The 17501-nt window shown below is 68.1% G+C and carries 17 protein-coding genes and 1 riboswitch; of the genes, 14 read left to right on the top strand and 3 right to left on the bottom strand.

The features are described from left to right. Positions 1-95: 95 nt before the first annotated feature. Together cbiB and cobD are read left to right on the top strand one after the other, a co-directional pair. The gene (gene cbiB, locus ACYCVF_RS26400; RefSeq protein ID WP_459601241.1) at positions 96-1037 is read left to right on the top strand and encodes an adenosylcobinamide-phosphate synthase CbiB; all 942 of its coding nucleotides are present in this window, start codon (positions 96-98) and stop codon (positions 1035-1037) included. A gap of 11 nt (positions 1038-1048) precedes the next feature. Continuing rightward, complete coding sequence (gene cobD / locus ACYCVF_RS26395; protein WP_459601239.1) at positions 1049-2014, top strand: threonine-phosphate decarboxylase CobD; 966 nt, start codon at positions 1049-1051, stop codon at positions 2012-2014. On the opposite strand, the gene ACYCVF_RS26390 is transcribed toward cobD, so the two are convergent. Both ACYCVF_RS26390 and cobO read right to left on the bottom strand, forming a co-directional pair. After that, entirely contained in the window at positions 2003-3451 is a 1449-nt protein-coding gene (locus ACYCVF_RS26390) for a cobyric acid synthase (RefSeq protein WP_459601237.1), read from the bottom strand. The two genes, cobD and ACYCVF_RS26390, sit on opposite strands and share 12 nt — an antisense overlap. A 12-nt stretch (positions 3452-3463) precedes the next feature. Then, entirely contained in the window at positions 3464-4099 is a 636-nt protein-coding gene (gene cobO, locus ACYCVF_RS26385; RefSeq protein ID WP_459601235.1) for a cob(I)yrinic acid a,c-diamide adenosyltransferase, read from the bottom strand. Positions 4100-4139: 40 nt separating this feature from the next. Further along, positions 4140-4361, top strand: a riboswitch (cobalamin riboswitch). A gap of 93 nt (positions 4362-4454) precedes the next feature. On the opposite strand from cobO, the gene ACYCVF_RS26380 reads away from it, so the two are divergent. Genes ACYCVF_RS26380 through cobJ form a run of 7 tightly spaced genes read left to right on the top strand, consistent with a single transcriptional unit; the run spans position 4455 to position 12377 of the window. Continuing rightward, the gene (locus tag ACYCVF_RS26380) at positions 4455-4829 is read left to right on the top strand and encodes a DUF1636 family protein (protein WP_459601233.1); all 375 of its coding nucleotides are present in this window, start codon (positions 4455-4457) and stop codon (positions 4827-4829) included. Then, positions 4826-5875, top strand: coding sequence for a cobalamin biosynthesis protein CobW (gene cobW, locus ACYCVF_RS26375; protein WP_459601231.1), 1050 nt, complete (start codon positions 4826-4828; stop codon positions 5873-5875). The genes ACYCVF_RS26380 and cobW overlap by 4 nt, the downstream gene beginning before the upstream one ends. After that, positions 5875-9123, top strand: a complete 3249-nt coding sequence (gene cobN / locus ACYCVF_RS26370; protein WP_459601229.1) for a cobaltochelatase subunit CobN — start codon at positions 5875-5877, stop codon at positions 9121-9123. The genes cobW and cobN overlap by 1 nt, the downstream gene beginning before the upstream one ends. Beyond that, positions 9120-10283, top strand: coding sequence for a precorrin-3B synthase (cobG, locus tag ACYCVF_RS26365; protein ID WP_459601227.1), 1164 nt, complete (start codon positions 9120-9122; stop codon positions 10281-10283). Before cobN ends, cobG begins: the two co-directional genes overlap by 4 nt. Beyond that, entirely contained in the window at positions 10283-10912 is a 630-nt protein-coding gene (locus ACYCVF_RS26360) for a precorrin-8X methylmutase (RefSeq protein ID WP_459601225.1), read from the top strand. The genes cobG and ACYCVF_RS26360 overlap by 1 nt, the downstream gene beginning before the upstream one ends. Before the next feature lie 2 nt (positions 10913-10914). Further along, entirely contained in the window at positions 10915-11646 is a 732-nt protein-coding gene (locus ACYCVF_RS26355; RefSeq protein ID WP_459601223.1) for a precorrin-2 C(20)-methyltransferase, read from the top strand. Further along, positions 11643-12377, top strand: coding sequence for a precorrin-3B C(17)-methyltransferase (gene cobJ, locus ACYCVF_RS26350; protein ID WP_459601221.1), 735 nt, complete (start codon positions 11643-11645; stop codon positions 12375-12377). The genes ACYCVF_RS26355 and cobJ overlap by 4 nt, the downstream gene beginning before the upstream one ends. Here cobJ and ACYCVF_RS26345 read toward each other — a convergent pair. After that, positions 12353-13099, bottom strand: a complete 747-nt coding sequence (locus ACYCVF_RS26345; RefSeq protein WP_459601219.1) for a cobalt-precorrin-6A reductase — start codon at positions 13097-13099, stop codon at positions 12353-12355. The two genes, cobJ and ACYCVF_RS26345, sit on opposite strands and share 25 nt — an antisense overlap. Between ACYCVF_RS26345 and cbiT the strand changes: the two genes are divergently transcribed. The 5 genes from cbiT to cobA are packed head-to-tail and all read left to right on the top strand — an operon-like array spanning position 13098 to position 17458. After that, positions 13098-14279 carry a precorrin-6Y C5,15-methyltransferase (decarboxylating) subunit CbiT gene (cbiT, locus tag ACYCVF_RS26340; RefSeq protein ID WP_459601217.1) on the top strand — a complete coding sequence of 394 codons (1182 nt, stop codon included), beginning with the start codon at positions 13098-13100 and terminating at the stop codon, positions 14277-14279. The two genes, ACYCVF_RS26345 and cbiT, sit on opposite strands and share 2 nt — an antisense overlap. Beyond that, a complete protein-coding gene (locus ACYCVF_RS26335; RefSeq protein ID WP_459601216.1) occupies positions 14276-14644 on the top strand; it encodes a cobalamin biosynthesis protein in 369 nt (122 codons plus the stop codon). The genes cbiT and ACYCVF_RS26335 overlap by 4 nt, the downstream gene beginning before the upstream one ends. Beyond that, a complete protein-coding gene (gene cobM, locus ACYCVF_RS26330) occupies positions 14641-15423 on the top strand; it encodes a precorrin-4 C(11)-methyltransferase (protein WP_459601214.1) in 783 nt (260 codons plus the stop codon). Before ACYCVF_RS26335 ends, cobM begins: the two co-directional genes overlap by 4 nt. Further along, positions 15423-16733: a cobyrinate a,c-diamide synthase gene (locus ACYCVF_RS26325; RefSeq protein ID WP_459601212.1), complete on the top strand. Its 1311-nt coding sequence runs from the start codon at positions 15423-15425 to the stop codon at positions 16731-16733. Before cobM ends, ACYCVF_RS26325 begins: the two co-directional genes overlap by 1 nt. Then, positions 16730-17458 carry a uroporphyrinogen-III C-methyltransferase gene (gene cobA / locus ACYCVF_RS26320; protein ID WP_459601210.1) on the top strand — a complete coding sequence of 243 codons (729 nt, stop codon included), beginning with the start codon at positions 16730-16732 and terminating at the stop codon, positions 17456-17458. The genes ACYCVF_RS26325 and cobA overlap by 4 nt, the downstream gene beginning before the upstream one ends. Positions 17459-17501: the final 43 nt, after the last annotated feature.

Genomic DNA, 17501 nt, shown 5'->3' with positions numbered 1-17501 from the left:
AACGCGGCCAAAGACAAAGCCGAAATCAGGCCGCGAGGGGCTTGCGCTCGGCCGCCGTCTTGCGCAACAGGGGCGGAGCGAGACGGGAGATTTGCGTGAGTTTTGCGGGGGCCATGGCAGTGGCGATGGCGGTGGATGCCCTTCTGGGCTGGCCGTCGTCGCTGTTCGCGCGGATCGGGCATCCGGTCACGTGGCTCGGCCGGCTGATTGTCGTCATCGACTCCGCCTGGAATCGGGCGTCCGATCCGCCGGCATTGCGTCGAACTGCCGGCGTTGCCGGCGCACTCGTGGTGATCGCGCTCTCGGTCGCCCTCGGCTGGTTGCTTCAGTCGTTCCTCCCCGGGGGCTGGCTCGAGATCGCGCTGATCGGCATCCTGGCTTGGCCCATGGTCGCGCTGCGCTCGCTGTATGATCATGTGGCTGCCGTCGCAGAGCCGTTGCGGGCCGGCGACATCACCGCCGCGCGCGAGGCCGTCTCGCGCATCGTCGGCCGCGATCCCGCGGCGCTCGATGAGGCCGGCATTGCGCGCGCGGCGATCGAGAGCCTCGCCGAGAACGCCTCCGACGGCATCGTGGCGCCGGTGTTCTGGGGCGCGCTGCTCGGCCTGCCCGGAATCCTCGGCTACAAGGCGATCAACACGCTGGACTCCATGATCGGCCATCGTAGCGAACGGCACGAAGCCTTCGGCTGGGCGGCGGCGCGCATCGACGATGTCGCCAATTTCATTCCGGCGCGCGTGACGGGATTTCTCTTCGTGCTGCTGGCGCCGCACCGGTCGGAAGCGCTGTCGTGCATGACGCGGGATGCGCGCCGCCATCGCTCGCCCAATGCCGGCTGGCCGGAAGCGGCCATGGCCGGCGGTCTCGGTGTCCGGCTCAGCGGTCCCCGCATCTATCACGGCAGCGTCACCAACGAGCCCTGGCTGAACGAAGGCGCGCGCGATCCGCGCGCCGCCGACATCGGCGAGGCACTGACGCTGTACCGCCGCAGCATGCTGCTGCTCGCCGGCGTCCTTGCGATCCTGGCTTTCGCGTGAAACAACGGGGCATGCGCGAGCACGGTGGAAATCTGGATCAGGCCCAGCAGCGTTTTGGCGGACGCGCCGAGGACTGGATCGATCTGTCGACCGGAATCAACCGGCTGCCTTATCCCGTGGGCGAGATAAGCTCGCGCGCGTGGAGTGCGTTGCCCTCGCGCGCCGAGATCGATGCCTTGCATCAGGCGGCGCAGCACGCCTACCGCACCGACGCGCCGATTGCTGCGATGGGTGGTGCGCAAGCCGTGATTCAATTGCTGCCGCAACTTGCGCCACCCGGCCGCGCCCGTATCCTCGCGCCGACCTACAATGAATATGCCGGGGTCCTGTCGGCCGCAAACTGGGATGTTCAGGAAGTTGACAACCTCGACGCGCTGGCGGGCGCGGACCTTGCCGTCGTCGTCAATCCCAACAATCCCGATGGTCGGCGTCACACGCCGAAGGACGCACTGACATTGCTGCCGCGCGTCGGCCGTCTCGTGATCGACGAGAGCTTTGCCGATGCCGTTCCGCAATTGTCGCTCGCGCCCGAAGCGGATCGGCCGGGACTTTTGATATTGCGGTCGTTCGGAAAGTTCTATGGCCTGGCCGGCCTGCGGCTCGGGTTTGCGATCGGCAATGCTGCTGATATCGGCAAGCTGGCAGCGTTGTCGGGGCCATGGCCGATATCGGGCGCGGCGATCGCAATCGGCAGCCGGGCCTTGCGTGACGATGCCTGGGCCGAGGCCACGTCCGCGCGGCTTGCGCGCGACTGTGTTCGGCTCGACGAGATGGCGCAAGCGCGAGGCTGGCCGCTCGTCGGCGGCACGCCGCTGTTCCGTCTCTACGAGACGCCCGACGCGGTTGATGCACAGGAGAAGCTTGCGCGCCGCCACATCTGGTCGCGCGTGTTCGCGCGAGAGCCGAAATGGCTACGCCTCGGGTTTCCCGGCAGCGAAGCCGAATGGACGCGCCTTGCCGAGGTTCTAGCGCGCTAGCGCAAGCAGGCCTTCGACGTCGAGATGCTTTTCGATGTGATCGGCGAGGGCCTCGAGCGTGCTTTCGACCCTGGCGTGATAGGGCGCGTCGCCGGCGCGAATGTCGAGCCCTGCGAGATAAGCCTTGCGGAAATCGTCCGAGGTGAACAGGCCGTGCAGATAGCTGCCCTGTACGCGGCCATCGCGCGAGATCGCCCCTTCCGGCTCGCCGTTCAGCGTCGCGAACGGGCGGGCGCGATCGGGGCCGTCGGTGCGGCCGATGTGGATTTCGTAGGCCTCGATCGGCTGCTCGGTCGCCGCATGCACGGCCGCAACGCGCGTCAGCGTCTTCTGCGGACTCATCACCGTCGTCACGTCCAGAAGTCCGAGGCCCGGTGTCTCGCCCGGGGGGCCCTCGATGCCGTCGGGATCGGCGACGCTGTGCCCCAGCATCTGGTAGCCGCCGCAGAGGCCGAGCACATGGCCGCCCCTGCGGTGATGCGCGAGGAGATCGATGTCCCAGCCCTGCGCGCGCAGGAAGGCGAGATCGCCGCGGGTGGATTTGGAGCCCGGGATGATGACGAGTTTCACATCGCCGGGAATAGCTTCGCCGGGGCGGACCATGACGAGATCGACGTCCGGCTCGAGCTTGAGCGGATCGAGATCGTCGAAATTGGCAATGCGCGACAGTGCGAGGCAGGCGAACTTGCATCGGCCTGGCTTTCGAGCGTCACTCAGGCCCAGCGCATCCTCGGCCGGCAGTTCGCCGGCACGCGCGAACCAGGGCAGCACACCGAAGCCGAGCCAGGACGTCTTGTCTTCGATCAGCCTGTAGCCGTCGTCGAACAGCGTGGGATCACCGCGGAACTTGTTGATGACAAATCCGCGGATCATGGCGGCATCGTCGGGATCGATCACCGTCTTGATGCCGACCAACTGTGCGATGACCCCGCCACGGTCGATGTCGCCGACCAGCACGACCGGCACGTCGGCCTTTCGCGCAAAGCCCATATTGGCGATGTCGGCTTTGCGCAGGTTCACTTCGGCCGGACTGCCGGCGCCTTCCACCAGCACGAGATCGGCGCGCGCCTTCAGCCGCTCGAAGCTCTCCAGCACCGCGCCCATCAATGATGGTTTCATCGCCGCGTAGTCGCGCGCCCGTGCCGTCGCGATGCGCCTTCCCTGCACGACGACCTGCGCGCCGACATCGGTCTCGGGCTTCAGCAGCACGGGGTTCATGTCGGTGTGCGGCTCGACGCCGGCGGCGAGCGCCTGGAGCGCCTGGGCGCGGCCGATCTCGCCGCCGTCGACGGTGACGGCCGCGTTGTTCGACATGTTCTGCGGCTTGAACGGGAGAACGCGGAGCCCGCGTCGCGTGAAGGCGCGCGCGAGGCCGGCGACGATGAGCGACTTGCCCACGTCCGAGCCGGCCCCCTGGATCATCAGCGCGCGCACCATGGCGAGATCGTCTCAGAACTCGACGCCGGCTTGCGCCTTGATGCCGGAGCGGAACGGGTGCTTGACCAGCGTCATCTCGGTGACGAGGTCGGCGATCTCGATCAACTCGTCCTTGGCGTTGCGGCCGGTGAGAACGACATGCGTCATCGGCGGCTTTTGCGTCGAAAGGAATTCAACCACTTCGGCGATGTCGAGATAGTCGTAGCGCAGCGCGATATTGATCTCGTCGAGCACGACCATGCGCAAGTTCGTGTCGAGGATCAGCTCCTTGGCCTTCTCCCAGCCCGCGCGTGCCGCGGCGATGTCACGGCCGCGGTCCTGCGTCTCCCAGGTGAATCCCTCGCCCATGGCGTGGAACTGGCAGAGGTCGCCGAAATGGCCGGTGAGCAGGCGCCGCTCGCCGGTGTCCCAGGCGCCCTTGATGAATTGCACCACCGCGCAGGGAAAGCCATGGGCGACGCAGCGGACGATCATGCCGAAAGCGGAGGACGACTTGCCCTTGCCGCTGCCGGTGTGGACGATGATCAGACCCTTTTCGCCGCTCTTGGTCGCCATGATCTTGTCGCGGGCGGCTTTCTTCTTCGCCATTTTTGCGGCGTGCCGGGCGTCGGTTTCCTCAGCTGTTTGGGTATCCGGTTCAGGCGTCATCGGTCCCGGTCCTTCGGCTTGACAAGTGGCGGCCACCGGCAAATGGTGGCCCGGCGTTGGTTCCTGTCCTATGACAGGCGAAGAGGGAATGCGATAGGGTCCGAATCGGCGAGATTTGGATCCAAAATGCAGCCGCCCCCGCGACCGTGACCGGAGAGATGCCCAAAGCCACTGACTCCCGAAAGGGAATCGGGAAGGCGGGGATCGAAGGGCAAAACCCTGCTCCGCAAGCCGGGAGACCTGCCAGCGCGGACGATTTTGGACCGGCGGACGGGGTGTTCCGCGACGGGGAAGCGGGCCTTTGAACAGGATCCGTGTGCCTCTTCGCCTCCCGCTGTTTATTCTGGAAGAGGCGATGACGGTCACACTTCACGTCTGCATTACCTGCCGTGCCGGCCAGACGCCTGGTGAGGGCGAAGTCCCGCCCGGCAAGCGCTTGCATGGTGCGATCCTCGAGGCCGGCGTACCCGAGGGCGTAACTGTGGTTCCCGTCGAATGCCTGTCGGCGTGCAGCCAGGGCTGTTCCGTCGCGCTCAGCGCGCCGGGCCGCTGGTCCTATGTCTATGGCCGGCTGTCAGAGGCGAATGCGAGTGACGTGGTCGCGGGCGCCGCAGCCTATGCGGCCGCCCCGGATGGCCTCGTGCCCTGGCGCAGCCGCCCGGAAATCTTCCGCAAGCAGTCGCTTGCCCGCATTCCCCCCATTTCCGTCGTGCCGGAGGCCGCCGAATGAACCCGCTCGCCAAAGTTCCGGTCACGGTGGTCACCGGTTTTCTCGGGTCCGGCAAGACCACGTTGATCCAGCATCTGCTCGCCAACGCGAATGGCAAGAAACTCGCCGTGCTCGTCAACGAGTTCGGCAGCGAGGGCGTCGACGGCGAGATATTGAAGTCGTGCGCCGATGCGAACTGTCCGGAGGAGAACATCGTCGAGCTCGCCAATGGCTGCATCTGCTGCACAGTCGCCGACGATTTTATTCCGACCATGGAGAAGTTGCTGGCGCGCCCCGTGAGGCCCGATCACATCCTGATCGAGACCTCGGGGCTGGCGTTGCCGAAGCCGCTGCTGAAAGCATTCGACTGGCCGCAGATCCGTTCGCGCATCACGGTGGATGGCGTGATCGCGCTGGCCGATGCCGAGGCCGTCGCCGCCGGCCGCTTCGCCCCGGATCCGATTGCTGTCGAAGCGCAACGCGCGGCGGATGAAAGTCTCGATCACGAGACGCCGCTGTCGGAGGTGTTCGAGGACCAGATCGCTTGCGCCGACATCGTGCTGCTGACCAAGGCGGATCTCGCGGGCGCGGCGGGAATCGAAGCGGCCAAGGCGGCGATCGCCGCCGAGATGCCGCGCCGCGTGCCGATGCTTCCCGTCACCGACGGTGCGATCGATGCGCGCGTCATTCTCGGCCTTGGCGCCGCCGCCGAGAACGATCTCGCCGCGCGCCCGTCGCATCACGACGGCGAGGAGGAGCACGAGCACGACGATTTCGCCTCCGTCGTGATCGATCTGCCGGAGGTGACGGATCTCGATGCGCTGGTCGCGTCGGTCCAGCGTCTGGCGCGCGAGCAGAACGTGCTGCGTGCCAAGGGCTACATCGCGGTTGCGGGCAAGCCGATGCGCCTCCTGCTGCAGGCCGTCGGCGAGCGCGTGCGCCACCAGTTCGACAAGCCCTGGGGCACAGGTGTGAGGCAGTCCAAGCTCGTCGTGATCGGCGAGCACGGTGATATCGAAGAGGCCGCAATCAAGGCGGGACTTGGTCTTTCAGGATCTGGCATCTGATGCACGTCGTCTTCCGCGAGAGCCGCGGTCTCGAGGAGACCGCGACGCCAAGGGATATCGGCCAGGACCCGGCCGATCTCGTGGTGCTCTCGTATTCGGATTCCGATCTGGCCGCCTTCGCCGCCGGCTGGCGGCGCGGCCGCGCTAGTTTGCCATCGCTGCGGCTCGCCAATCTCGCCGAGCTTCGTCATCCGCTGTCGGTCGACACCTATGTCGAGCGGACGCTGTCGCAGGCGCGCGGCATCCTGGTGCGGCTGATCGGCGGTGAGTCCTATTGGCCCTACGGGCTCGCGGCCCTCCAGCAATTGGCGAAGGATCGCAACATCGTGCTGGCCGTGCTTCCGGCCGATGGCCGCGACGACACGCGGCTCGATGCGTACTCGACCTTGCCGGTCTCGACGCTGCGGCGGCTGAAGGTGCTATGCGATACCGGTGGTCCCGTCGCGGCGCAAGCGGCGATCGCGCAGCTCGCGCTGGCCTCGGGGCTTTACGCGGGACCGGTCGTCGGCGAGATGACCGTGCCCGAGATGGGGTTTTACGACCCCGCGCGGGGCGTCATTGCTCCGCCGCAGGCCTGCGAGAACAAGCCGCGCGCACTCGTGACCTTCTATCGCTCCTATCTCACTGCCGCGGACACGGGCCCGGTTGACGGCCTGATCGCAGCGCTGCGCGAGAAGGGGTTTGACGCCTATGGCGCGTTCGTCACCTCCCTGAAAGCCCCGGGCGTCGCCGATTGGCTACGCGGGCATCTCGCGCAAAATCCTGCGGCGGCGATCGTCAATGCGACGGCGTTCTCGGCGATCGGCGACGATGGCACGACGCCGTTCGACGCCGCGCCGTGCCCCGTGTTTCAGGTCGCGCTCTCCACGGCCCGGCGCGAGGACTGGGCGAGCTCGCTGCGCGGCCTGTCGCCCGGCGATCTGGCGATGCATGTGGTGTTGCCCGAGGTCGACGGCCGCCTGTTCGCGGGCGTGGTGAGCTTCAAGTCCGCTGCGATGCGCGATGCCGATTTGCAATTCTCGCATCTGGCGCACAGGCCTGACGAGGAGCGTGTGGCGGCTGTCGCCGCACGCGTCGAGGCCTGGCGGCGTCTTGCGGAGAAACCGGCCGGCCAGAAGCGGCTGGCGCTCGTGCTCTCGAACTACCCGGGCCGGCCGCACCAGATCGCGCATGCCGTTGGTCTCGATGCGCTGGCATCGGTCGAGGCCCTGCTGTCCGATCTCGCGGAGGTCGGCTTAGATGTTGCGCCAGTCCATGCGCTCGGTGAGACGCTGCTGAAGCAGAATTTGACCTGGAGCGTCGCCGGTTACTGCGCCGCGCTCTCGCGCCTGCCGCAATCATTGCGGAACGATCTTGCGCAAGCCTGGGGCGCGCCGGAAGACGATCCGAGCTGCCGCGACGGTGCGTTCCATTTTGCCGCGATCCAGTGCGGCCGGTCGATCATCGTGGTCCAGCCCGAGCGCGGCGAAGCGGCTTCGCGCGATGCCGACTATCACGATCTCGCCCGTACCCCGCGCCATGCTTACGTCGCCTTTTATCTTTGGCTCAGACAGCAGGGTTGTGACGCCGTCCTGCACATGGGCGCGCATGGCACGCTGGAGTGGCTGCCCGGCAAATCGGTGGCGCTGTCATCGAGCTGCTGGCCGGAAGCCCTGGCCGGCGACCTTCCCGTCATCTATCCATTCATCGTCAACGATCCCGGCGAGGCCGCGCAGGCCAAGCGGCGCATCGGCGCGGTCACGATCGGCCATTTGCCTCCGCCGCTGGAAACGTCCGCGGTGCCGGAAGGCCTGCGCCGGCTCGAACGGCTACTGGACGAATATTCGACCGCCGACGGTCTCGATCCCGCCCGCCGCCGGCGCCTGATCGCGGCGATCCGCGACGAGGCCCGTGCCGCCGGCCTCGAAGAGGATCTCGGTCTCGACGCATCGGCAACGCCCGCCGAGGCGATCCCGCGGATCGATCGCTTCGTCTGCGATCTCAAGGAGAGCCAGTTCGGCGACGGCCTGCACGTGTTCGGCCGTGGTGCTTGCGGCGAAGCGGAGCGCGATGCGCTCCGCGTCGCGATCGCAGGCCGGCGTGTTGCGCCGGGCCCATCGGGCTCCCCCTATCGCGGGCGCCAGGACGTGCTGCCGACCGGGCGCAACCTCTTCGCCGTCGATCCGCGCGCGGTGCCGACGCCGTCGGCGCATGCGCAAGGCATCAAGCTTGCCGAGGAACTGCTACGCCGCCATTTGCAGGATCACGGCGACTGGCCGAAGGGCCTCATCGTCGATCTCTGGGGCTCCGCGACGATGCGCACGGCCGGCGAGGAGTTCGCGATGGCGCTGCACCTGGCCGGCCTCGCGCCTCGCTGGGATCACGCCTCCGGCCGCGTCACCGGCTACGACATCGTCGCGCCGGCCGAACTCGGCCGGCCGCGCATCGACGTCACGCTGCGCGTGTCGGGCCTGTTCCGCGACGTCTTCGCGGGTCTCGCGCAATTGTTCGAAGCTGCCGCCGAGGCGCTCGCGGGCCGCGCGGAGGAGGGCGAGGAGAACCCGTATCGTCATCGGGCCTCCCGCGTCTTCGCGCCGCGCCCAGGACACTATGGCGTCGGATTGTCGGCTAACCCGGACGCCTTCACGCCCGAGACGCGCGATGCCGCAGGCGAAGCCTGGCTATCCGCATCGTCCTGGGCCTTCTCGGCAGATGGCGCGATGCAGCCGGATCGCGCCGGCATCGAACAGCGACTCGCGTCTGCCGACGCCTTCGTCCATGTGCAGGACTTGCCCGAAACCGATCTGTTGCTCGCCGCCGACTATGCCGCTCATGAAGCAGGCGTCGCTGCGGCTGCAACTCACCTTGGTGCAGGCCCGCCGTCACTGTATCATCTCGATGCGACACGGCCCGGCAAGCCGCATGCGCGCACGCTGCCGGAGGAGATTTCGCGTGTCGTGCGGGCACGCGCGGCCAATCCGGCCTGGATCGCCGGGATGATGCGCCACGGTTTTCGCGGCGCCGCCGAGGTCACCGCGACACTGGAGCACATGGCCGCCTTCGCGCATCTCGCGGGCGCCGTGCCGCCGCATCTGTTCGACCTCTATTACGATGCGACGCTCGGCAGCGAGGACGTCCGCGCCTTCATGGCCCGTGAAAATCCGTCCGCGCTCGCCGCGATGGAGACCTGCTTCACACGCCTGCACGAGGCCTCACTCTGGCGAACCCGCCGCAATTCGATCGCGGCGGCGCTGCGGGAGGCCTCATGAGCGCGGCGACGGTCAAGGGCTGGTGTCCCGGCGCGCTGCGCCCGATGCTTTCGGGCGACGGGTTCGTCGTGCGCGTGCGTCCGTTTGGCGGGCGACTTGAAGCACCACAGATCTCCGGGCTTGCTGAACTGGCCGAACGCTTCGGCAATGGCCTGATCGACGTCACTAGCCGGGCCAATCTCCAGATCAGGGGCGTCAAGGAGGAGAGCCATGGGCCGTTGCTCGACGGCCTTGCACGGCTGGCGCTGCTCGACCCCGACGCCGATGTCGAAGCCAGGCGCAACATCCTGGTGACACCGTTCTGGAGCCGTGGCGACGAAACGCAGTCGCTCGCCGCGGAGCTCGAGGAAGCGCTCGCCGATAGCGAGCTTGCGCTTCCCACCAAGTTCGGCTTCGCCATCGATGATGGAAGGTCGCGCGTGCTGGCCGGCGATTCCGCCGACATACGCATCGAGCGCGATCGCTCGGGCCGCCTCCTGGTACGGGCCGACGGCGAAAGGCTCGGCCGCTCCGTCGCACGCGGACAGGCTGTTAGCACGGCGCTGGCGCTTGCAAGCTGGTTCATCATCTCCGGCGGCGCGAGCGGCGGGCGAGGGCGCATGGCAGCCTATATCGCATCCGGCGCGGCGTTGCCTCAATCGCTGCGCGGCGAGACCGAGCCCGCGCCCGTGATGGCCGCGTCGCGGCCCGGGCACTATCCGCAAGGCGCGATGGTCGGCGTCGCGTTCGGACAGATGCTGCACTCGACGCTGCATCAGTTCTCAGGCTGCGGGCATCCGCTGCGCATGACGCCATGGCGGATGGTGCTCAGCGAGGGCAAGCGCGAGATGCCGCGTGGTGCGGGCCTCATCACCGAGCCGTACGATCCGGCGCTGCGCGTCATCGCCTGTAGCGGCGCGCCGCGCTGCCGCGAAGCCCATGCCGATACGCGCGCGCTCGCGGCGGCGCTCGCGCCGCGCATTGCCCCCGATGCGCGGCTCCACGTCTCCGGCTGCGGCAAGGGCTGTGCGCATTCCGGTGCGGCTGCGGTCACGCTGGTGGCGACGCACGCCGGATTCGACCTCGTTCGCGACGGCTCTGCGCGCGACGAACCGGCGCTGCGCGGGCTCAACGGCGCCGACATCGTCAGCGATCCCTCCATCCTGGTCGGGGGACACTGATGCCGCACACTTACGAGACCGACGGCGCGGAGATCTACCGGCAATCCTTTGCGACCATCCGGGCCGAGGCCGATCTTGCGCGTTTTGCTCCCGACGAGGAGCCGGTGGTGGTGCGGATGATCCACGCCGCCGGCATGGTCGGCCTGGAGGCGCATATCCGCTTCACATCCGGCATGGCGACCCTCGCGCGCGCGGCCCTGCAGAAGGGAGCACCGATCCTGTGCGACGCGCGCATGGTCTCGGAAGGCATCACGCGCGCGAGACTTCCGGCGGCCAATGCCGTCATCTGCACGCTCGGAGACTCCGCTGTTCCTGCGCTCGCGCAATCCATGCGCAACACGCGATCGGCCGCGGCGCTGGAGCTGTGGCGGCCGCATCTCGATGGTGCGATCGTTGCAATCGGCAACGCGCCGACCGCGCTGTTTCATCTGCTCAACATGCTGGAGGATAGCGACTGCCCGCGTCCGGCGGCGATCATCGGCTGTCCGGTCGGCTTCGTCGGTGCCGCCGAGTCCAAGGCCGCGCTGATGGCCGATCCCCCCGCGCCGGCGCTGACGGTCGAAGGCCGTCTCGGCGGCTCCGCGATCACGGTCGCGGCCGTGAATGCGCTGGCGAGCCGGAGCGAATAGTCATGGGACGCATCATCTGCTGCGGTCTCGGCCCCGGCGCCCCTGATCTGATGAGCGTGCGCGCCGACCGTACGGTGCGCGGCGCCAAGCACGTCGCCTATTTCCGAAAGAAGGGCCGGCCGGGCCAGGCGCGGCGCATCGTCGAAGGCATGCTGGCTTCCGACGTCACCGAATATCCGATGGAATATCCTGTGACGACCGAGATCGCCTTCGACAGTCCCGACTACGTGCAGTTGCTCGCCGGCTTCTACGACGAATGGGCCGAGCGCCTGGCGCGCCTTTCGCGTGCGGTGGATGTCATCGTGCTCTGCGAGGGCGACCCTTACTTCTATGGCTCGTTCATGCATCTGCACACGCGCCTGCAAGGCCGCGTCGAGATCGAGGTCATCGCGGGCATTCCAGGGATGGTCGGCTGCTGGAATGGCGTCGGACGGCCGATCGCGCTCGGCGACGACGTGACCACGGTGCTGATGGGCACGCTTGGCGAAGACGAGCTCGAGCGGCGCATGCACGATTCCGATGCGCTCGTGATCATGAAGACCGGGCGCAACCTGGCGAAGGTGCGCCGCGCGCTCGCGGCCGCCGGACGGCTGGACGATGCCTGGCTGGTCGAGCGCGGCACCATGCCGGGCGAGCGCGTCGCGCGGCTCGCCGGGATCGATGCCGCTGACTGTCCGTACTTCGCGATCGTACTCGTACACGGCAAGGGCCGGCATCTGGATGCCGCCGAATGACGGGCACGCTGATCATCGCGGGTCTCGGCCCGGGCAGCGATGCGCTGGTGACGCCGGAAGTCTCGGCGGCGCTGGCCGCAGCAACCGACATTCTGGGCTATGCGCCCTATGTCGCCCGCGTGCCGCCGCGGGCCGGGCTTACCCTCCATCCATCCGATAATCGCGAGGAGCTGCAACGCGCGAGCGAGGCTTTGCGGCTCGCCGCGGAAGGCGGTCAGGTCGTCGTCGTCTCCTCGGGCGATCCCGGCGTGTTCGCGATGGCGTCGGCCGTGTTCGAGGCGCTGGAACAGGCGCCGCAATGGCGCGAGCTGCCGATCCGCGTGCTGCCTGGTATCACCGCGATGCTGGCGGCGGCCGCGCGTGCCGGCGCGCCGCTCGGACATGATTTCTGCGCGATCAATCTCTCCGACAATCTCAAGCCGTGGACGGTGATCGAGAAACGCCTTCGCCTCGCGGCGGAAGCCGATTTCGCCATCGCGATGTACAATCCGCGCTCGGCGAGCCGGCCGGAAGGATTTGGCCGCGCGCTTGCGGTGCTTCGCAAGGCCGGTTGCGGCGAGCGCCTCGTGATCTTCGCGCGCGCGGTCAGCGCGGCTGACGAAGGGATCGAGACCGTCACGCTGAACGAAGCGACGCCTGAAATGGCCGACATGCGCACGCTCGTGATCGTCGGCAATTCGCAGACGCGCCGCGTCGGACGCTGGGTCTATGCGCCGAGGCAGGTGCGATGACCGAGCCACTGCATGATCTCGGCCACGCTCTCGACCCGCAGTCGCCCCGGCAGTTGCGGTCGCGAGATCATGATCACGGGCAGGCCGAGCATGCGAGCCGCGTCGATCTTGGCGCGTGCGCCATCGCCGCCGGAATTGCGGGCAACGATCCAGGCGATACCGCGCGCGCGCAGCATCTCCAGCTCGCTTTGAAGCGTGAACGGTCCGCGCGACACGATCACATCAGCGGCGAAGGGCAGGGGCGCCTCTGGCGGATCGACGAACCTCAACGTGTAGGCATGCTGTGGCTTGCTCGCGAACGGCGCGATGTGCTGGCGGCCGATGGCGAGGAACACGTGTGCCGGCGTCTCGGGCAGCGCGGCGACGGACCCGTTGACGTCGGCCACCTCGATCCAGTTATCACCGGTCGCTCTTGCCCAAGGCGCGCGTTCCAGTGCAATCAACGGCGCGCCGGTCTCCGCGCATGCCGCGATCGCGTTCCGGCTCATCTCGGCCGCGAACGGATGCGTCGCGTCGATCACATGGGTGATATTTTCGCGGCGAATGTAATCGGCCAGCCCGGTCACGCCGCCGAAGCCGCCGATGCGGGTCGGCAGCGGCTGGTCGGCCGGCGCGCGGGTGCGGCCGCCGTAGGAATAGACGGCGTCGATGCCGGCGCGCGCGATCTCCGCTGCGAGCAGGCTTGCATCGCTCGTTCCGCCCAGAATGAGGGCGCGCGTCATGTCTGATCCCTGGCTGACCATCATCGGTATCGGCGAAGATGGCCTCGCTGGCCTGTCCGAGGCAAGTCGAAAGGCGCTTGCCAAGGCTGAAACCGTCTTCGGCGGTGAACGCCATCTCGCGCTTGCGGCGGTTGGCAGCCGCGGCCGCCCGTGGCCGGTGCCGTTCGACGCAACGATCGTGCTGAGCTGCCGTGGCCGACCGACGGCGGTGCTCGCCTCCGGCGATCCGTTCTGGCATGGCGCCGGCGCGAGTCTCGCCGAGATGCTTGATGGCGGCGAGTGGATCGCGCACCCCGCGCCGTCGACATTCTCGCTCGCGGCCGCGCGGCTGGGCTGGCGCCTCGAATGCGTGACGTGCCTCGGCCTTCATGCGGTGCCATTCGAACGTCTCATACCGCATTTGGCGCAAGGTGCACGCATCCTATGCCTGGTGCGCGACGCAGCGGCGGTCGGAGATCTCACCACGTGGCTGACGCAACGCGGATGGGGCGCCTCACTCGTGTGGACTCTGGCTGCGCTTGGCGGCCCGCGCGAACGTATCGACGAGCATCGTGCCGATCTCTTTGCTGGGAATATTGCTGGCAATCTGGTGGCGGTAGCGGTGCAGGCGCGGGGAGGCCAGGGCATTCCCCGCAGTTCGGGGTTGTCGGACGAGCTCTTCGTCCATGACGGCCAGATCACCAAGCGGCCGGTGCGCGCGCTCGCCCTCTCGGCGCTGGCGCCGCGTCCCGGCGAACGGTTGTGGGACGTCGGCGCCGGTTCGGGTTCGATCTCGGTGGAATGGGGGCTGTGCGGTGGGACGGCCACGGCCATCGAGCTGCGCGAGGATCGCGTTGCCAACATCCACAGCAATGCAGCCGCGTTCGGATTGGCTCATCGGATCGCCATCGTTACCGGGAAGGCGCCCGAAGCGCTTGCTGCGCTGGATCCGCCGGATGCCGTCTTCATCGGCGGCGGCCTTGATAGCGCGATGTTCTATGCCATCTGGGCGCGCCTCTCGCCTGGAGCGCGGCTCGTTGCACATTCAGTCACGCTGGAGACGGAGGCGCTGCTCGGCGAGTTGCACCAGAGCCATGGTGGCGAGCTGATGCGGGTCGACATCGCGCATGCGGCCCCACTCGGCCGCTATCGCTCCTGGGAGGCAACGCGACCGGTGGTGCAATGGAGTGCGGTCCGATGAAGGTCGCCGGGCTCGGATTCAAAAAGGATGTGACACTCGCCTCGTTACGCGAGGCGCTGGCGGCAGCCGGCGGCCCCGAAGGACTTGCGGCATTTGCGACCATCAGCGACAAGGCCGACGCGGAGGCGCTGAAGCAGCTCGCGCATGAATGCGGTCTGCCGATCAAGGCCATTCCGGCCGAGAGGCTGGCCGGCATCGACACGGCGACGCAGTCAAAACTCGTCGTGGAAAAGTTCGGGACGGGATCGCTTGCCGAGGCCGCGGCTCTCGCTGCGGCCGGTCTCCGCGCGCGGCTGATTGCGCCACGTGTCGTCTCGCAGGATCGCACCGCGACCGCCGCGATCGCGGAAGGAGACGGCGCATGACGGTGCATTTCATCGGTGCCGGCCCGGGCGCTGCCGATTTGCTGACTCTGCGCGGCCGCGACCTGATCGCGGCCTCTCCGGTCTGCCTCTATGCAGGCTCGCTGGTGCCGGAGGGCGTGCTGGCGCATTGCCCGCCGGGTGCGCGCATCGTCAACACCGCGCCGCTCTCGCTCGACGAGATCATCGCGGAGATCGCCGCCGCGCATGCGGAAGGCAAGGATGTCGCGCGGTTGCATTCCGGCGACCTCTCGATCTGGTCGGCGATGGGCGAGCAGCTCCGCCGCCTGCGCGCGCTTGGCATTCCCTGTTCGGTGACGCCGGGCGTGCCTTCTTTCTCGGCTGCTGCAGCGGCACTGGAGACCGAGCTGACGCTGCCGGGTCTCGCCCAGACGGTGGTGCTGACCCGCACGCCGGGACGTGCCAGCGCGATGCCCGAGGGCGAGAAGCTCGCAGCATTTGCGGCCACCGGCGCGGTGCTCGCGATCCATCTGTCGATCCATCTGCTCGACAAGGTCGTCGCCGAGCTGACGCCTCACTACGGTGCGGATTGCGCGGTCGCAATCGTCTGGCGTGCGAGCTGGCCGGACCAGCGCATCGTCCGCGCGACGCTCGGCACGCTCGATGCGGCCGTCGGCAGCAAGATGGAACGCTCCGCGTTGATCCTGGTCGGCAGGACGCTTGGCTCGGCGGATTTCGACGAGAGCCGTCTCTATGCCGCCGATTACGACCGCCGCTATCGGCCGGTCGGCGCCGAGCCGCGCTTTCCGGAGGGATCGTGATGGCCGCAGCGCTCGTCATCTCTGCGCCCGCTTCCGGCGTCGGCAAGACCACGCTGACGCTGGCGCTCGCCCGCGCCTGGCGCAATCGCGGCCTGAACGTGCAGTGCCTCAAGAGCGGGCCGGACTATATCGATCCCGCGTTCCACGCCGCCGCCACGGGGCGCGCCTCCGTCAACGTCGATAGCTGGGCGATGGATCGCGGAGCAATCGCGCATCTCGTCAGCCGCGGCGCGGACGCCGACGTCGTGCTCGCGGAGGGCTCGATGGGCCTGTTCGACGGCGTCGCCGCACGCGGTGTCTGCGGCACCGGTGCCACCGCTGACATTGCGGAGATGCTGGGCTGGCCAGTGGTTCTGGTGATCGATCCATCGGGCCAGGCGCAGACTGCGGCGGCAATCGCCGCAGGCCTTCGCGATTATCGCACCGGCGTGCGCCTTGCTGGCGTCGTGCTCAACCGCGTCGCCAGTCCGCGTCATGAAGATCTCGTGCGGCGTGCGCTCAACGAGATCGGGATCACGGTGTTCGGCGCGCTGCCGCGTCATGCCGAGATCAGCCTGCCGAAGCGGCACCTCGGCCTGGTGCAGGCCGAGGAGCGGGCCGAGATCGGCAAGCTGATCGACGAGGCCGCACGCTTCGTCGCCGAGCATGTCGATCTCGATGCCGTGCTGCGGTCGGCGGCTCGCTGGTCCTCGCAACCTGCCGCGAACGGCCTGAACGTGGCACCACCCGGGCAACGCATTGCGCTCGCCCGCGATGCGGCGTTCTCGTTCGTCTATCCACACATGCTGGAGGCCTGGCGCGCGGCGGGCGCCGAGATCTCGACATTTTCGCCGCTTGCCGATGAAGCGCCCGACGCGAGCGCCGACGTCTGCTGGCTTCCCGGCGGCTATCCCGAGCTGCATGCCGGCAAGATCGCGGCCAATGCGCGCTTTCGAAGCGGCCTGCGTGCCTTCGCCGAGACACGTCCGGTCCACGGCGAGTGCGGAGGCTATATGGTACTGGGAACCGCTTTGACCGACGCCGACGGCGTCAGCCACGAGATGACGGGGCTGCTTGGGCTCGAGACGAGCTTTGCCAAGCGTCGCATGCATCTGGGCTATCGTCTCGCCGAGCTCGCTGCACCGATGCCGGGACATCGTGTTGGCGCACGCCTGCGCGGCCACGAGTTCCACTATTCCACGATCGTCGCGCAGCCCGATGCGCCGCTGGCGGTCGTGCAGGACGCGACGAGCGCCGTCATCGCCGAGACCGGCTCGCGGCGTGGCAATGCCACCGGCACGTTCTTTCATCTGATCGCGGAGGACCGGTGAGCGGGTTCGTCTCCTTCATCTCCGCCGGCCCCGGCGATCCCGAACTGCTCACGGTGAAGGGCGCTGCACGCCTGCGAGAGGCCGACGTCGTGCTCTATGACGATCTCGCCTCCGGCGCGATCCTCGATCTCGCCCGTCCCGGCGCCAATCTCGTCGCGGTTGGGAAGCGGGCAGGGCGCCCCTCGACCAAGCAGCACCACGTCAATCGTCTTCTGGTCGACTATGCCGTTACGGGTGCCCGCGTGGTGCGGCTCAAGTCGGGCGATGCCGGCATTTTCGGCCGGCTCGAAGAGGAGCTGGAGACGCTGCGCGAAGCCGGCATCGGCTACGAGATCGTTCCCGGGGTCACCGCGGCCTGCGTTGCGGCGGCGCAAGCCGGCATTCCCCTGACCCGCCGGCATACCTCGCGCCGGGTGCAGTTCATCACCGGTGCTGATGCCACCGGCGAGCTGCCGCCCAACCTGAATTGGGTGGCGCTGGCCGACCCGGAGGCGACCACTGTGGTTTATATGGGCCGGCGCACCTTTCCGGCGCTTGCCGCAAAATTGATCGCGCACGGCCTTGCCCCGAGCACCCCCGCGCTGCTCGCCGAATCTCTCGGCCGTGCCGACGAGCGGCTGGTCCGCACCACCATTGCCGAGCTCGCCGAACAGCTTGCCCGGGGCGGCGCCGCTTCGACCGCGGCCGTGATCCTGTTCGGCGCGCTGGCGGGGGATTATCCGTGATGATGGCCGCGGCAGCCCTTCGCCCCTTGACGCCGGCTCCGCG

Source organism: Bradyrhizobium cedriense, assembly GCF_054602315.1.
This window is presented reverse-complemented; position numbering and strand designations above follow the sequence as displayed.

What these genes read in the sequence shown, in the direction of transcription:
- ACYCVF_RS26335 (WP_459601216.1), top strand. Translation starts at nt 14,276, where the DNA reads ATGAAGGTCGCCGGGCTCGGATTCAAAAAGGATGTGACACTCGCCTCG.
- cobW (WP_459601231.1), top strand. Translation starts at nt 4,826, where the DNA reads ATGAACCCGCTCGCCAAAGTTCCGGTCACGGTGGTCACCGGTTTTCTC.
- ACYCVF_RS26360 (WP_459601225.1), top strand. Translation starts at nt 10,283, where the DNA reads ATGCCGCACACTTACGAGACCGACGGCGCGGAGATCTACCGGCAATCC.
- ACYCVF_RS26355 (WP_459601223.1), top strand. Translation starts at nt 10,915, where the DNA reads ATGGGACGCATCATCTGCTGCGGTCTCGGCCCCGGCGCCCCTGATCTG.
- ACYCVF_RS26325 (WP_459601212.1), top strand. Translation starts at nt 15,423, where the DNA reads ATGGCCGCAGCGCTCGTCATCTCTGCGCCCGCTTCCGGCGTCGGCAAG.
- ACYCVF_RS26345 (WP_459601219.1), bottom strand. Translation starts at nt 13,099, where the DNA reads ATGACGCGCGCCCTCATTCTGGGCGGAACGAGCGATGCAAGCCTGCTC.
- cobO (WP_459601235.1), bottom strand. Translation starts at nt 4,099, where the DNA reads ATGACGCCTGAACCGGATACCCAAACAGCTGAGGAAACCGACGCCCGG.
- ACYCVF_RS26390 (WP_459601237.1), bottom strand. Translation starts at nt 3,451, where the DNA reads ATGGTGCGCGCGCTGATGATCCAGGGGGCCGGCTCGGACGTGGGCAAG.
- cobN (WP_459601229.1), top strand. Translation starts at nt 5,875, where the DNA reads ATGCACGTCGTCTTCCGCGAGAGCCGCGGTCTCGAGGAGACCGCGACG.
- cobG (WP_459601227.1), top strand. Translation starts at nt 9,120, where the DNA reads ATGAGCGCGGCGACGGTCAAGGGCTGGTGTCCCGGCGCGCTGCGCCCG.
- cobM (WP_459601214.1), top strand. Translation starts at nt 14,641, where the DNA reads ATGACGGTGCATTTCATCGGTGCCGGCCCGGGCGCTGCCGATTTGCTG.
- cobJ (WP_459601221.1), top strand. Translation starts at nt 11,643, where the DNA reads ATGACGGGCACGCTGATCATCGCGGGTCTCGGCCCGGGCAGCGATGCG.
- cobD (WP_459601239.1), top strand. Translation starts at nt 1,049, where the DNA reads ATGCGCGAGCACGGTGGAAATCTGGATCAGGCCCAGCAGCGTTTTGGC.
- ACYCVF_RS26380 (WP_459601233.1), top strand. Translation starts at nt 4,455, where the DNA reads ATGACGGTCACACTTCACGTCTGCATTACCTGCCGTGCCGGCCAGACG.
- cbiT (WP_459601217.1), top strand. Translation starts at nt 13,098, where the DNA reads ATGTCTGATCCCTGGCTGACCATCATCGGTATCGGCGAAGATGGCCTC.